Below are 13,994 nucleotides of genomic sequence, written 5' to 3'. Positions count from 1 at the left end.
CGCGGCCACCTCCCCCATGTCCATGGGGAGAGGAAACCCAAGCCCATCAAGGCCGCGACCTCGGTGATTGGCATTTCCTCTCCCTCCGCGGAGCGGGGCAATGGCATATGACAGGTTTGCGCTCTACGAATACCCCCACCCTTGATCCCTCCCCACAAGGGGGAGGGAGACTTGGTAGGCGCTGATCGCCGCAAATCGCCTAGGTTCCACGCCAGAAAGGGTGGCTTGCGGCAGCGTTCCTCCCCCTTGTGGGGAGGGTTAGGGTGGGGGTCCTCTTCGTAAGAACTCATATGTGATCGCCTTGCGCCGACGAAGGGAAGGTGGGTCGCCGAACCCGAGGGAGCGCCATATGCGATCGCCCTGCCATAGGTCGGATCACGCCACCGCGGGAGCGCAACTAATTTGTATACAAATGTTTCTGGCGGCATCGGTTTGTGAAGCGCTTCACCGTTGCCGCGCAATCGATCGGTTACAGAGGTGGCGCAAGAGCGGGCCTAAGGCAGCGCTCTGCTGCTGCATGGAGGTAACCGATGTTTGAAAGTCTCAGTAGAATTCGCGCTGCCCTGGCGCGCGCCAGCAAGCACAGGAAGACCGTCCGCGCACTGAACGCGCTGCCGACGGAGATCCAGAAGGACATTGGCTGGACGGAGTCGAGGTCGATCGATGAGATAAGGCTGCCGTTCTAGGGCCGCATCCAGCGTCGCTAATATATCGCTCGCCATCGATTGTTCGGAAGCGTACAGTATAGCATCGTCAGCCACATCAATGGGCGCTGACGCTTGGGAGCGACCATCGCACTCCTGCCCCGACAGGAGGCATTGGAGACATGGCGGAGCAACCGAGACAGTCCGGTCTGAGCGCCGAGGCGCTCGCGGCCTTGGCGCGGGAAACCGGGGCCTCCGAGCAGCAGATACAAGAGATCGCATCGCTGATCGGCAACGATCGCTCGTCCATCGTGCGCGAAGCGCGCATGGTTGCGGCTGACCGCCCGAAGCGCTGATCCAGGAAAAAGCTGCTGGATTGATCCATGGGGCGTCGCCCCTGATTTGTCGGTTTTGTACGAAGTACAATGGCTGAATCCGAGTCAGCTATCGTCCAATGACCGTTTGCATTTGGGCAGGGCGCCGACGGCTGGGAGATGACATGTGCTCTTGCCCTGGGGAGAGAGCGATGGACCAGTCGGTCAGCAAGGAGAAAAGCGGCCTTTTGCGCCGCATGAACCCGGCCGACTTCGCACTGCTTGCGCCGCATTTGCATCATCGTGTGCTCGATCTCAAAGCCCCGCTCGAAATGGCGGGCGAGCCGGTCGCCTCGGTATGCTTCCTGGAAAGCGGCCTGGCCTCGGTGGTGGCGAGGAACCGGCCGGGCCTGGACACCGAGGTCGGCATCATCGGCCACGAAGGCATGTCGGGCTCCGCCTTGGTGATGGGCGCCGACTGGGCGCCCCATGATTGCTACATGCAGATGCCGGGCGAGGCGGTGTGCATCGATTCCGAGCCGTTCAAGGCAGCGCTGCAGAAAAGCCCGACGCTTCGCGCCTTCCTGCTGCGCTATGCCCATTATCTGCACGGCCAGACCAAATCCACGGCACTGAGCAATGCCCGCGCCAAGCTCGAGGATCGGCTGGCCCGATGGCTCCTGATGTGTGACGACAGGGTGGTCGGCCACCAGATCCAGATCACGCATGAGTTCCTGTCCGTCATGCTCGGCGTCAGGCGTCCGGGCGTCACCATCGGCCTGCAGATCCTGGAAGGGCGCGGCCTGATCCGGTCGAGGCGCGGCGAGATCGTCATTCGCGACCGGGATGGCCTGATCGCCGTCGCCGACGGTTTCTATGGCCAGGCCGAGGCCGAATACGAACGCCTGCTGGGCTGAGCCTGGCACGGGCTGGAAATGGCCGACGCGAATGCCGGTGAAAGCATGTTGCCAGAGCCGCGCCGGCCATTTGCGGCCATCTGGGGAGAGGCCGCCCGGCAAATCTAGCATCGGCGCAAAAGCGGGCAACGAACCGCAATCGCTTGGTAAAAACCGTACAATCGAATTGTGTTGAACCTTGGTTCGGCAAGAGTATGAATCTGCTGTCGTCGACCATGTATATGGGGCGCTGGCGCCTGAGGCTTCGACAGGCTCGCGCGCCCGATGTGAACGGGGAAAACCGAAATGGCAGAACTGCTTTTCGATGTAACCGCCTTCGATTGCGCCATCCTGCGCGCCGCCTTCATCAAATCGGTGATGGAAGACAATGTCCCGGAAAAGCGCTGGCGCGCGGTCGCCGCCGTCGAGCCGGATCTCCTCGGCTGGATCACGCGCAAGTAGCAATATTCTGACGGTCCGGCGGCTACCCCAGCCACCACCACAGCGCCGCGATCACCGCAAGCACCGCCGCCACCGACAGCCCCAGCATGATGTAGCTGCCTTTGATGATGTCGCGGATGATCTTCTTGACGCTTTCGCGGTCGTTGAGGTTGGGGAAGGGCTCGTTGGGCAGCGCCACGCCGAGGAAGCCGCAGAGCGGCGCCCAGCCATCGCTGACCTTGAACACCAGAAGCTTCTCCGGCGGCACGGCCGCTATCACCTCCTCGGTGTAGGCGTTGTAGCGCGCCACCGCCTTGGCGCGGTCGTCCATCACGCCGGCAAGCGTGCGGCCCCAGATCAGTCTGTGCGACATGTCGCCGAATTTGCGGCCGAACGGCGTCAGCCATTCCAGCACCTTGAACTGCCACAATGTCTCGGTGAAGTGGATCGTGTCGATGGTGCTGTCGTACCAGGCCTCGGCGCCGCGCGGATGCAGGGTGAGCAGCACCTTGGCGTCGGGATAGGCTGTCATCAATTCGCGCCACACGCAGCATCCCGGATTGTCGACCGTCGCCTTGTAATTGGCAAAGACTCTGGTCCAGTCGTGCTGGCTGCCGGGCGGGCTGTTGGCCACCTTGCGCCAGAAGTCGAGATGGCCCTTGTTGGCCTTGTTGAGGATGACTTCCTGCATGTGATAGCTGGGAAGGCCCAGCCTGTTCAGCGCGGCAAAGGTCGACCATGTGCCGGTGCGGCCGAATCCGGCCCCGATGAGCTCAAGCGTCATTTTAACCCCCCTTGTTGAGACCGCTTTTCTTTTTATGCCGGTCCGCTCGGAATGAGGTTGCATCCGCGCCCCTCGGCGCGCAACAATTTTCCCTATCCAGGGCAGAAATGTGTTTGCTTTTTCGTCTGGGCCACGCGGAATGACGGTCTGGCTATTCCCGCGGTGGGGGAGCCTGATAATAGGTCAGCCAGATTGACCTAAATTCGCATGGCCGGAACGGTCATGCTGGACCAGATGCCGTATCCCGGGAGGTGGGCTCGTGAGTTTGATGGACCTGTTGGCGTCGCGCGCCTCGCGCATGAAGGCGTCGGAAATCCGCGAGCTGCTCAAACTGCTCGACCAGCCCGACATCATCTCCTTTGCCGGCGGCATCCCCGATCCGGCTTTGTTTCCGGCGCAGGCGATCGCCGATGCTTACGCCTCGGTGCTGGGCGGCGCGGAGGCGAGCGCAGCACTTCAGTATCAGGTCTCCGAAGGCTATCTGCCGCTCAGAAAATGGCTGGCCGGCCAGATGGGCAAGCTTGGCATCGCCTGCGACGAGCACAACATCTTCATCACCTCCGGCTCGCAGCAGGCGCTGGATTATCTGGGCAAGCTGTTCCTGTCGCCCGGCGACACAGCGCTCGTGACGTGGCCGACCTATCTCGGCGCGCTGCAGGCCTTCAACGCCTATGAGCCGCGCTACGACCGGCTGACGCCGGATGGCGGCAACATGACGCCCGCCGCCTACCAGGCGGCGGCTGCCGCCCCTTCTACTTTTGCAAAAGAGGGCGGCAAGGTGAAGTTCGCTTATCTCGTTCCGGATTTCGCCAACCCGACCGGCGAGACGCTGAACCGCCAGCAGCGCGAGGCGGTGCTCGACCTTGCCGGCGAGCTCGACATTGCCGTCATCGAGGACGCCGCCTATGGCGCGCTGCGCTATGACGGCGAGGGCCAGCCGCCGATCCTGGCGCTCGACTGCGAACGCTCAGGCGGCATCGAAAACGCCCGCACGCTCTATTGCGGCTCGTTCTCCAAAATCCTGTCGCCGGGCATGCGCGTCGGCTGGGTCTGCGCGCCGGGCCGCGTCGTCGAGCGGCTGGTGCTGATGAAGCAGGCGTCGGACCTGCACAGCCCGTCGATCAACCAGCTGGTGATGCACCGCGTCTCCGAGGCCGTGTATGACGGCCAGGTGGAAAAGCTGATCGGCGCCTATCGCCAGCGCCGCGACGGATTGCTTGCAGCGCTTGAGGCGGAAATGCCGGATGGCGTCAGCTGGAGCCGGCCGGAAGGCGGCATGTTCGTCTGGCTGACGTTGCCTGAGGGTTCGGATGCCACCGCGCTGCTCGCCCGCTCGGTCAAGGAAGCCCGCGTGGCGTTCGTGCCGGGCAACGCATTCTACGCCGACGGTTCGGGCCGCAACACGATGCGGATGAGCTTTACGCTCGCAGATGAACGCGCCGTGGGTGAGGGCGTGCCGAGGCTGGCGAAATTGATGAAGGGCTAGGCGCCCTACCTCCCCCTTGTGGGGAGGTCGACCGAAGGTCGGGTGGGGGTGCTTGGCGCCGACCCCCACCCCGATCCGCTTTGCGGATCGACCCTCCCCACAAGGGGGAGGGTAAAAAAGTCACTCCGCCACCACCAATTTATCCTGCGTCTTCGTCTCGAAATCGCTGGCGTCGTGGCGCTCGTGCAGTTGCATGGCGGGGTCGCCGAAGGCGCGGTTGACCATGCGGCCGCGTTGCACGGTCGGGCGGGCGTCGATCGCCTTGGCCCAGCGTTGTACGTGCTCGTAGTCCTGCACCGACAGGAACTCGGCGGAATCATTGTACATGCGGCCGAGCGCCAGGCCGCCATACCAGGGCCATACCGCCATGTCGGCGATCGAATAGAAGGCGCCGCCGAGATATTCGGTCTCGGCCAGCCGCCGGTCGAGCACGTCGAGCTGGCGCTTGGTCTCCATGGCGAAGCGGTCGATGGCGTATTCGAACTTTTCCGGCGCATAGGCGTAGAAATGGCCGAAGCCGCCGCCGAGATAGGGCGCCGAGCCCATCTGCCAGAACAGCCAGGACAAGGTTTCCGCGCGCGCCGGCTGTTCGGTCGGCAGGAACTCGCCGAACTTTTCCGCGAGATAAAGCAGGATCGAGCCGGACTCGAAGACGCGGACAGGCGTCTTGCCCCTGCGGTCGAGCAGCGCCGGGATCTTGGAGTTGGGGTTGACCTCGACAAAGCCCGAGCCGAACTGGTCGCCATCGTTGATGCGGATCAGCCAGGCGTCGTATTCGGCGCCCTTGTGGCCGAGCGCCAGAAGCTCCTCCAGCATGACAGTCACTTTGACCCCATTCGGCGTCGCCAGCGAATAGAGCTGCAGCGGATGCTTGCCGACCGGCAGCACCTTGTCATGCGTCGGACCGGCAATAGGCCGGTTGATGCTGGCGAACGTACCGCCATTGGCTTTCTTCCAGCTCCAGACTTTCGGCGGGATGTATTCGGTCATGCGGGGAATTCCTTGGGTTTGGCGGGGCGAAAACGACGGCGCGAGACTGATGGCGGAAAAGTCGGCGGAACGTAGATACTGGAACACATAGGTGCAATTCAGAAAGGTTCAACTTGTGTTGAACTATTATCGATGTCAGCGCCGCCCCTCATGGCCTGCCGGGCACTTCTCCCCGTATAGTGACGGGGAGAAGGACGCTGTCGCCTACTGATTTCGCCAATTGCCAGCGTTGCCAAGAGCGCCGATGTTGCGGCCATCTCCCTTCTCCCCGTCACTATACGGGGAGGTGAGGAGCGTGTCCGAACCGGATAGATAGGTAACAGAATGGACCGATAGCATGGGTGACAGTTTTCTCCTTCGCCGGGAGGACCGGCGATGGTTTGGCGAGAGACTGGCATCATGGACGGGCGGCTACGGTTTGTTGTGGAGTGTCTTTCTGGGGATGAGACGATGGTTGCGCTTTGTGCGGCCTACGGGATCTCNGATAGCATGGGTGACAGTTTTCTCCTTCGCCGGGAGGACCGGCGATGGTTTGGCGAGAGACTGGCATCATGGACGAGCGGCTACGGTTTGTTGTGGAGTGTCTTTCTGGGGATGAGACGATGGTTGCGCTTTGTGCGGCCTACGGGATCTCACGCAAGAACGGCTACAAATGGCTAGGACGCTATCGGACGTTTGGGCCTGAGGGTTTGCACGACCTGCCGCGAGCCCCGCTCAATCATGGCCGGGCGACAGCTCAGGATCTGGTTGAGCGGATTGTGGCGGCCAAGGAGTTGCATCCGCTTTGGGGTCCAAAGAAGATCGTGGCACGGCTCAGGCGCACGGCTCCCGAGTTCATGTGGCCTTCAGNCGGTCGGCGCGATCCTTGCGCGGCATGGGCTTGTCCGCGCCCGCAAGCGACCCCGCCTGCGGGCCTGCGGCAATGGACCCTGGCCACAGCCGCAAGAACCGAACGCGGTGTGGACTGGCGATCACAAGGGCTGGTTCCGGACCCGCGACGGCTGGCGTTGCGAACCCTTGACGGTGATGGATGCGTCGAGCCGCTATCTTCTGGCGCTCGAAGCGACGGGGTCGACGGCCGATAGCGAAGCCTGGCCGGTGTTTGAGCGGCTGTTTGAAGAGCATGGCCTGCCGGATCGCTTCAGAAGCGACAATGGCCCGCCCTTCGCATCNCAGCACCTACCGACACCACAAAGCTCGACGGCCGATAGCGAAGCCTGGCCGGTGTTTGAGCGGCTGTTTGAAGAGCATGGCCTGCCGGATCGCTTCAGAAGCGACAATGGCCCGCCCTTCGCATCAGCCGGCGTCAGCGGGCTGACGCCGGTTGTCGTGCGCTTCATCAAGCTTGGCATCACGCTGGAGCGGATCGCACCCGGCAGGCCACAGCAGAACGGACGTCACGAGCGCTTTCACCTGACCATGCTGCCGATGGCCGAGGCACCGGAAGCCGACCGAACGGCACAGGGCCAGGCCTTCGAGACCTTCCGGCAAAGCTACAATGAGCAGCGTCCCCATGAGGCGCTGGGCATGGACACGCCCGCCCAGCACTATCGGTCCTCACAGCGCGCCATGCCCAGGACACCACCCGAGCCCGTCTATCCGGCCGAGGCCTCGGTCCGCCGCGNATGGCCGAGGCACCGGAAGCCGACCGAACGGCACAGGGCCAGGCCTTCGAGACCTTCCGGCAAAGCTACAATGAGCAGCGTCCCCATGAGGCGCTGGGCATGGACACGCCCGCCCAGCACTATCGGTCCTCACAGCGCGCCATGCCCAGAACACCACCCGAGCCCGACTATCCGGCCGAGGCTGCGGTCCGCCGCGTCCGCCACAATGGCGAGATCAGATGGAATGGCGGCTTCATCTATGTCTCGCAAGCGCTGGCGGCGAACCGGTCGCTGCCTCACAGACCGAAGACGGACAATGGACGCTCTCATTCCGCCCACCCGCTCGGCATCATCGACACACGCCGCATGAAGCTTGTCCGCCGCAGCGCCGCGCCAACCAATCCGCTTGGCGCTGCGGCGGACGCATAGGGGGAGAGAAGTGTCACCTATGTATCCGGTTCAAAGTGTTACCCATCTATCGGCTGGACAGACCGACTTCCGGCTAAATCGTGCTCGACTACAAGTGCCGCGATGGCTGCCGCGATCTTCGCGCCGCCTTGCACTGACGGTTCGATAGGATTGGCGAAGTCCGCGTCCTCATTCGATACCAAGCGCAGGTCGACGAGCGGCAAACCGCGCGAGAACGCCGCCCGGGTGATGACGTCGTTGAGGACCGTCAGGGCAGTTGCGGCAAGTCTACGACGCTGTGGGTCGGGAAAGCGCGCCTCGTAGATCGTGCAGACAGCGGTGGGTAGGTTTTGGCCCAGCGCCCCCTCGAGCATCGTACAGTAGTCCTGCTCGAATTCCTCCCGGATATCGCTGATCCTGTCCAGAACCTCGGCCACCGAACAGGCCCCCTGCTCCAGAATCCCTGCATGACGAAGAGCATCATTGCCACCGACGCTGACGACAAGATGGCTAGCATCCTGGGGGAGCCGTTCAAGCTGCCGCTCGACGCCGCTTGTGACGGCGCCGTCGACGGCGTTTAGCGCTGCACGCCACCCCTCCGGCAACCGCTCCCGCAGCTGCCGCACTACGTCGGGCCCGTGCGCGACATAGGCAGCGTTGTCAAAGATCGAATCCCCGAGAAGGACGACGTGTGGCATCGGATGCTCCGTTGAGGCCTCTGCCAATGCTGCATCAGCAGAGGAGGTAAGGTGGTGGGTTGTGACCGCGGCAGCGAGCACGGTCAGGAGATCACGGCGAGTCAGGCCACCTACAGAACGGAACGGCATCTCAGCCGTCCAGGAACGCCAGAAGCGCGGCATTCACCGCGCTGGCCTCTTCGCGCTGTACCCAATGCGTCGCCTTCTCGAACGTCTGCAGGCCCCGATCGTTGCAAAGGGCCAGACTGCGCTCGGCCAGGCCATATTCCAGAGCTTGGTCCTGCATCCACCACAGTACAAGGGTCGGCGTCGTGATCCGCTCCTTCAGGCTTGGGCGGAAGCGCAGCGCCCGATACCAGTTGAGCATGCCTGTCAGCGCCCCCGGCCGTTCCCAGGCCTGCCGATACTCTGCGATTTCCTCCGCCGTGAAGGCATCTGTTCGGCTGGATTTGATGAGCGCCCGTGCCAGCAGAGCCGAGCGCCCCGCCCCCAGAAAAGCCTCCGGCAGCAAGGGGAACTGGAAGAAGGCCGGCATAGCTGCTCCGCAGGAACTGGGTCGGAGATCGCAAGGAATGGGCAAGCAGCACCTCGGGATGGGGCGCGTTCAGGATGACGAGCCTTTCCAGGCGGTGCGGCAGCTTTGCGCCTGCGGCCCAGGCGACGATACCGCCCCAGTCATGACCGACGAGGTGAAACCTTCCGATGCCGAGCGCGTCGGCGATGGCAACGACATCGCCGACGAGCTTGGGGAGCGTGTATTCACGGATGGCTTTCGGCTTGTCACTGGTGTTGTAGCCCCTCTGGTCGGGAACGATGACCCGGAATCCGGCGGTAGCGAGCGCATCGATCTGCCGTCTCCAGCCGATCCAGAAGTCGCCGGGAGCAGTCTGTCCCGGTCCAGCCGCTAGGCTGGCAGCAGCGGAGGCGTCGATCAAAGTTAATATCTCGCGGAGTTGACGAGGAGTTCTGATAAGCAAGTTTCAATTTCGCGCTATTTCCCGCAAATTCGAGAGCGTGAGGAATTGAAACCATTCGTTGATGAATCAGGCGTTTTCGCCGGCCTGTCACGCCGGAGGTCGCGGGTTCGAGCCCCGTCACTCGCGCCATTTAACCGTTTGCTGGTTAAATGGTTTCGCGCAAGTAGGCTAAGGCCATGTCAGAAAAATCCGCCATTCTAGCAAGTGTAGGCAGGGCTAAAGAAAAGCCCGCCACCGTGAGGCAGCAAGGCTGGTTCTCTCAGGCGCCTTTTACCGCCGGCCTTCATGGGGCGGGGTTGCGGATGTCGCTGGCCGGCCTTTCGACGTCATTGAACCGAGAAACTCCTCCAGACGTTCCAAGCGCGCCTTCTTGCATCGCAGTGTGTTCGCGACGTCGTGAAGTGTGGATTGACCCCTAGAATTGGCGGCAGCGATCAAATCTATTTCGAGCCGATCGATATCGCTGCGCAACTCGCGAGCCTCAGCTTCCCTCAAACCCTTGATCCATCCAGCCCCGCGCATCGCCAGCACGCCATCCATCGAACAAGGTCGTATGATATCAACGAATTTGCTAACAACCCTGTCTTGGACCTGCTCGAATTTTACGCACTGCTAATATGAAGCGCTCAGCCACTGTGAGGCTGCGGCTTCAAAGTATCCCTGCGTTCGCGCCGCTCGACTGGCGTAATTCTTGTCGATTGGAAGGAGCCGAGCAATGGACAAATTAAGCATCGGGGCTGATCAAGCCAAACACTGGCGTAACAAGGCTTTGCAAGGTCGCCGCAGGCGCCTTTCGCGAAACTTCGTGTCGTGGGTTCTCATCCTGCTGGGGATCGCAATTCTCTCTGGTCTGATTGCCTTGAAGGCATGGGGGATTCACATCCTCGGGGTTGCGATCTAGAATCGGTCCATGGAAACGGTTTTCGATGATATCGCCCAAGCCCCGCCTGGACGTAAAGCGCTACGGGAGCCGGCTTGCGTTTGGCCCCGACTGGGGCGATGCTGAAGGTGGGGAAATTGCGTATTCGCAAAATACGTTGCTGGTGGGGACTTCTTGATGTTCGTCGACTTGTACGAAACGCTGGAGATCAGCCCAAACGCCAACTCGGAAACTCTAGAGCGCGTATTCCGTTACTTTGCGATGCGCTATCATCCAGACAATCAGCAGACTGGCGATGAAGCCCGCTTCAGCGAAATTGTGGAAGCCCATAATACGCTCAAAGATCCGGTCAAGCGGGCGCAATATGACGTCGCGTATAGAGACCATGCCGGCCTTCGTCGAGAGTTGACCCAGGAAGCCAGCAACAATAAAGGCTTCGAGCGAGATTTCGAGATAAGCCAAACTGCTTTCGCTGCTTTATGCGAAACGCCGGCACGACGTCAGCGATCCTGGCATCGGAGATGTAGAGCTGGAGCGCTTGTCAGACTGTCCGCGAGAACATCTCGAGTTCCACATCTGGTATCTAAAGGCGAAAGGTTGGATCGTCAGAGTGGAAAATGGCACGATCGCCATCACCGCTGAAGGTGTCGATCGCGTCAACTCTGAACGCCGCCGCAATCCGACTATTCGGCTCCTGGATCACCCATCCCCCCAACAAACAGCGTCGGGGACGCGCAGCTTCAAGTTGGAGGTTTTCCGGCGGCTGCCCCTGCGCCGAGGCTTTTGGTTTCCTCAATCGGGAGAATGGGATTCGGGCCGCTTTGGATAATTATGCAGTTCGCGAGCCAGCGAGTTCCTCGTTGAACGAAATGTGCGGGTCGGCCTCTGGCAAGATCTGAGCCAAGCGTAGCGATTTCAACCTGGCTGTCTTGGCGGCACGTTCTGCGCATTCAACCTCATTGATCGCTTTCGCGGACCGCACTGCACCTCGGCGATCTCCCAGCCAACACATTTCCTGGTAGCCTCATTCTCACCTCCCCCCGACGCAAATTTCTACATTCGGATGAACCATGTCGCCCTTCATTCTGATGAAGCCCAAGCTCAAACAGCGGAGGATCCACATCGAACCCGGTTCGATCCAGAATCTTGCCATGGAAGCGATCTTCGATGATACGCCAAACGCCTCAAAGAGCCCCCGCCAGGACACTTGGCGCCCTGTCCGCGCATTCGCCTCGACATTGCCAGGAAGCTGTTCCTGGGTCTCGCCATGGGTTGGGTGCTGGCCTTGGAATAGCGGCGTTGGACTCGGTGCCGTCGATCTATCCCTCGGCCAGCAGCGCCTCGACCTCATGCAGCGTCGGCATGGATGGCGCCGTACCCGGCCTTGTCACCGAAATGCCGGCGACGGCGCAGGCGAAGCGGACGGCTTGCAGCGGCTCCACGCCTTTGGCGAGTGCGGCGGCCAGGCCGCCATTGAAGGCATCGCCCGCGCCGGTGGTTTCGACCACCGGACCGGCACTGACCACGGGAACATGGTCGGACCGAGCGGCCGTGTGCAGCAGCGCGCCTTTTTCGCCGAGCGTGATGATGACCGAGCCGACGCCCTTTTTGAGCAGGCTGTCGGCGGCGCGGCGAGCCTCGTCGATCGAAGAAACCTTGATGCCGGTCAGCTCTTCGGCCTCGGTCTCGTTGGGGGTGACATAGTCGCAAAGCGTATAGATGCGGTCCGGCAGCTTGGCCGCCGGCGCCGGATTGAGGATGGTGGTCACCCCTGCACCGCGCGCGATTTCGAGTGCGCGCAGTGCCGCGTCGATCGGCTGTTCGAGCTGGGTGACGAAGACGCCGGCGCCGCCGATCAGGCCGGCGTTGGCCTCGATGTCTTCAGGCGAGATCAGCATCGCCGCACCCGGGCTGACGATGATGGCGTTGTTGCCGGTTGTCTCCTCGATGAAGATATAGGCCGCGCCGGTATAGCTTTGCGGCGTCTCGATGACGGCGGATTTGACGCTCGCCTCTGCCCAGGTCGCCTTGGCCATGTCGGCGAAAGCATCGACGCCAAGCCGGGTCAGGAAGGTGACGTCCGCGCCGAGCTTGCCTGCCGCCACCGCCTGGTTCGAGCCCTTGCCGCCCGGTCCCAGCTTGAAGGAATTACCAAGAATGGTTTCACCCATGCGCGGCTGTCGATCGGCGCGGTAGGCGGTGTCGGCGACGAAAACGCCCAGAATGACGACAGGTTTGCCCGACGCCATGGCCCTACTCGGCGTCCGGCGGCACGACGCCCTTGCGAAAGGCGAAGCAGCCATAGAAGCGGCGCTCGCCGGTCTGGATGACGCAATAGGCTTTCTTGGCGCGCTCGTAGAAGGCATAGCGCTCGACCGAGATCATCGGCCAGGCCTTGCCTTCCGCCTTGTCGATCTCCTTCTGCACCTCTTTTTGCACCGGCGGGATCTCGTCCGGCTTGCCGACGATCTCCATGCGCGCGGCCGCATCGTCGACGAAAGTGTCCAGCGGATAGAGCGACAGCACCGCCTTGACCACATCGGCCGCCGAGGCGTCGATGTGCAGCAGCTTGCCGAGCACGGTCTGCTTTGCCACCGAATCGGCGGGGAAATTGGTGTCGGCGATGACCAGATCGTCGCCGTGTCCCATTGCCCTGAGCGCCTGGAGCACATCGGCATTGAGCAATGGGTTGATCCCTTTGAGCATGGCAGTCCTCGTCAAACAGTTTGGTCAAAGTCGATTGGAAATCAGAGCCGGTTGCCCGTCTCGGCGTCGAAGAGATGGACCTGGTCAAGGCGCGGCTTGAGATTGAGCGTGTCGCCGGGTTTGAAGTCGTGGCGCTCGCGAAACAGCGCCACCATCTCGCCGTCGCCGAAGCGCACGAAGACCAGCGTTTCGGAACCGGTCGGTTCGACAACCGAGATCTTTGCCGGCACGCCGTCGGGATGGATTTCGAGATGCTCGGGCCGCACGCCATAGACCACGGCCTGGCCCTCCTTGGCGGCGCTGCCGGCCGCGACCGGGAACAGCGTGCCTGCTATCTCGACCTTGTCGCCCTTGCGCACCACGCCTTTGAGCAGGTTCATCGACGGCGAGCCGATGAAGCCGGCGACAAACAGATTGGCCGGCCGGTCGAACAATTCCAATGGCGCGCCGACCTGCTCGATACGGCCATCGCGCATGACGACGATCTTGTCGGCCATGGTCATGGCCTCGATTTGGTCGTGGGTGACGTAGATGGTGGTGGTCTTCAGCCGCTGGTGCAGTTCCTTGATCTCGGTGCGCATTTGCACGCGCAGCTTGGCGTCGAGATTGGAGAGCGGCTCGTCGAACAGGAAGACTTGCGGATTGCGCACGATGGCGCGGCCCATGGCGACGCGCTGGCGCTGGCCGCCGGATAGCTGGCGCGGATAACGTTTCAGGTACGGATTGAGGTCGAGAATGTCGGCGGCGCGCTTGACCCGCTCGGCGACCACGGCTGGATCGGTCTTGCGCAGCTTCAGCGCAAACGCCATGTTCTGCTCCACCGTCTTGTGCGGATAGAGCGCGTAGTTCTGGAACACCATGGCGATGTCGCGCTTGGCCGGCGGCAGATTGTTGACGATGCGCTCGCCAATGGCGATCGTGCCGCCGGAGACGGTCTCCAGCCCGGCCACCATCCTGAGCAGCGTGGACTTGCCGCAGCCCGACGGGCCGACCAACACCACGAACTGGCCATCGGCGATATCGACGCTGACCTCGTGCAGGACCTTGACGGTTCCGAACGCCTTGGCCACATTGCTGATCGCGACTTGAGCCATCGTCCCCCCTTTTCTCGCGGTGAAGCTAGCCATTGCCAACGGCAAGGGCAAGTCGGTATGTTATCGATAAAA

General features: G+C 62.1%; 16 protein-coding genes and 2 pseudogenes. 11 read left to right on the top strand and 7 right to left on the bottom strand.

Annotation, left to right across the window (positions count from 1 at the left end; translation table 11 throughout):
- Positions 1-530 precede the first annotated feature (530 nt).
- From X728_RS1000000170945 to X728_RS1000000170205, 4 genes are all read left to right on the top strand, one after another.
- Complete coding sequence (locus X728_RS1000000170945) at positions 531-686, top strand: hypothetical protein (RefSeq protein WP_023671409.1); 156 nt, start codon at positions 531-533, stop codon at positions 684-686.
- 140 nt (positions 687-826) lie between these two features.
- Positions 827-1,000: a hypothetical protein gene (locus X728_RS1000000170940; RefSeq protein ID WP_023689840.1), complete on the top strand. Its 174-nt coding sequence runs from the start codon at positions 827-829 to the stop codon at positions 998-1,000.
- Between the two features lie 170 nt (positions 1,001-1,170).
- Positions 1,171-1,875: a Crp/Fnr family transcriptional regulator gene (locus X728_RS158370; protein ID WP_023685922.1), complete on the top strand. Its 705-nt coding sequence runs from the start codon at positions 1,171-1,173 to the stop codon at positions 1,873-1,875.
- Between the two features lie 285 nt (positions 1,876-2,160).
- Positions 2,161-2,316: a hypothetical protein gene (locus tag X728_RS1000000170205; protein WP_023831036.1), complete on the top strand. Its 156-nt coding sequence runs from the start codon at positions 2,161-2,163 to the stop codon at positions 2,314-2,316.
- Between the two features lie 22 nt (positions 2,317-2,338).
- On the opposite strand, the gene X728_RS158375 is transcribed toward X728_RS1000000170205, so the two are convergent.
- A complete protein-coding gene (locus X728_RS158375; protein ID WP_023831035.1) occupies positions 2,339-3,079 on the bottom strand; it encodes a sulfotransferase family protein in 741 nt (246 codons plus the stop codon).
- Between the two features lie 268 nt (positions 3,080-3,347).
- Here X728_RS158375 and X728_RS158380 point away from each other — a divergent pair, with 268 nt between their 5' ends.
- Complete coding sequence (locus tag X728_RS158380; protein ID WP_031195111.1) at positions 3,348-4,565, top strand: PLP-dependent aminotransferase family protein; 1,218 nt, start codon at positions 3,348-3,350, stop codon at positions 4,563-4,565.
- A gap of 120 nt (positions 4,566-4,685) precedes the next feature.
- Here X728_RS158380 and yghU read toward each other — a convergent pair whose 3' ends face one another.
- Entirely contained in the window at positions 4,686-5,555 is an 870-nt protein-coding gene (yghU, locus tag X728_RS158385) for a glutathione-dependent disulfide-bond oxidoreductase (RefSeq protein ID WP_023831033.1), read from the bottom strand.
- A gap of 527 nt (positions 5,556-6,082) precedes the next feature.
- Between yghU and X728_RS1000000168545 the strand changes: the two are divergent.
- From X728_RS1000000168545 to X728_RS1000000168535, 3 genes and pseudogenes are all read left to right on the top strand, one after another.
- A pseudogene (locus X728_RS1000000168545) lies at positions 6,083-6,727 on the top strand (helix-turn-helix domain-containing protein); the annotation flags it as partial.
- A 52-nt stretch (positions 6,728-6,779) separates the two neighbouring features.
- Positions 6,780-7,034 (top strand): annotated as a pseudogene (locus tag X728_RS1000000172250) (integrase); the annotation flags it as partial.
- 146 nt (positions 7,035-7,180) lie between these two features.
- Entirely contained in the window at positions 7,181-7,588 is a 408-nt protein-coding gene (locus X728_RS1000000168535) for an integrase core domain-containing protein (protein ID WP_023831030.1), read from the top strand.
- Between the two features lie 38 nt (positions 7,589-7,626).
- On the opposite strand, the gene X728_RS21685 is transcribed toward X728_RS1000000168535, so the two are convergent.
- Both X728_RS21685 and X728_RS1000000171460 read right to left on the bottom strand, forming a co-directional pair.
- Complete coding sequence (locus X728_RS21685) at positions 7,627-8,265, bottom strand: SGNH/GDSL hydrolase family protein (protein WP_023831029.1); 639 nt, start codon at positions 8,263-8,265, stop codon at positions 7,627-7,629.
- A 130-nt stretch (positions 8,266-8,395) separates the two neighbouring features.
- On the bottom strand, positions 8,396-8,800 hold the full coding sequence (locus X728_RS1000000171460; RefSeq protein ID WP_050589871.1) for an alpha/beta hydrolase: 405 nt from the start codon (positions 8,798-8,800) through the stop codon (positions 8,396-8,398).
- A gap of 37 nt (positions 8,801-8,837) precedes the next feature.
- Between X728_RS1000000171460 and X728_RS1000000171455 the strand changes: the two genes are divergently transcribed.
- From X728_RS1000000171455 to X728_RS1000000168525, 3 genes are all read left to right on the top strand, one after another.
- Entirely contained in the window at positions 8,838-9,173 is a 336-nt protein-coding gene (locus tag X728_RS1000000171455) for a hypothetical protein (RefSeq protein ID WP_050589870.1), read from the top strand.
- Positions 9,174-9,957: 784 nt separating this feature from the next.
- Positions 9,958-10,143 (top strand): hypothetical protein, encoded by a 186-nt coding sequence (locus X728_RS158395; protein WP_023831027.1) that lies wholly within the window; start codon positions 9,958-9,960, stop codon positions 10,141-10,143.
- Positions 10,144-10,299: 156 nt separating this feature from the next.
- Positions 10,300-10,764: a DnaJ domain-containing protein gene (locus X728_RS1000000168525; RefSeq protein WP_245266101.1), complete on the top strand. Its 465-nt coding sequence runs from the start codon at positions 10,300-10,302 to the stop codon at positions 10,762-10,764.
- Between the two features lie 677 nt (positions 10,765-11,441).
- On the opposite strand, the gene rbsK is transcribed toward X728_RS1000000168525, so the two are convergent.
- From rbsK to ugpC, 3 genes are read right to left on the bottom strand one after another with little or no spacing between them, the layout of a single operon-like run.
- Positions 11,442-12,371: a ribokinase gene (gene rbsK, locus X728_RS158405; RefSeq protein WP_023689460.1), complete on the bottom strand. Its 930-nt coding sequence runs from the start codon at positions 12,369-12,371 to the stop codon at positions 11,442-11,444.
- Positions 12,372-12,375: 4 nt separating this feature from the next.
- Complete coding sequence (locus X728_RS158410) at positions 12,376-12,828, bottom strand: RbsD/FucU family protein (RefSeq protein ID WP_023711516.1); 453 nt, start codon at positions 12,826-12,828, stop codon at positions 12,376-12,378.
- A 41-nt stretch (positions 12,829-12,869) separates the two neighbouring features.
- A complete protein-coding gene (gene ugpC, locus X728_RS158415) occupies positions 12,870-13,922 on the bottom strand; it encodes a sn-glycerol-3-phosphate ABC transporter ATP-binding protein UgpC (RefSeq protein ID WP_023831025.1) in 1,053 nt (350 codons plus the stop codon).
- Between the last annotated feature and the right edge of the window lie 72 nt (positions 13,923-13,994).

Origin of the sequence: Mesorhizobium sp. L103C119B0 (assembly GCF_000502235.1) — a bacterium.
Lineage (GTDB): Bacteria > Pseudomonadota > Alphaproteobacteria > Rhizobiales > Rhizobiaceae > Mesorhizobium.
The sequence above is the reverse complement of the archived record's forward strand: the minus strand, read 5'-3'. Positions and strand labels throughout refer to the sequence as shown.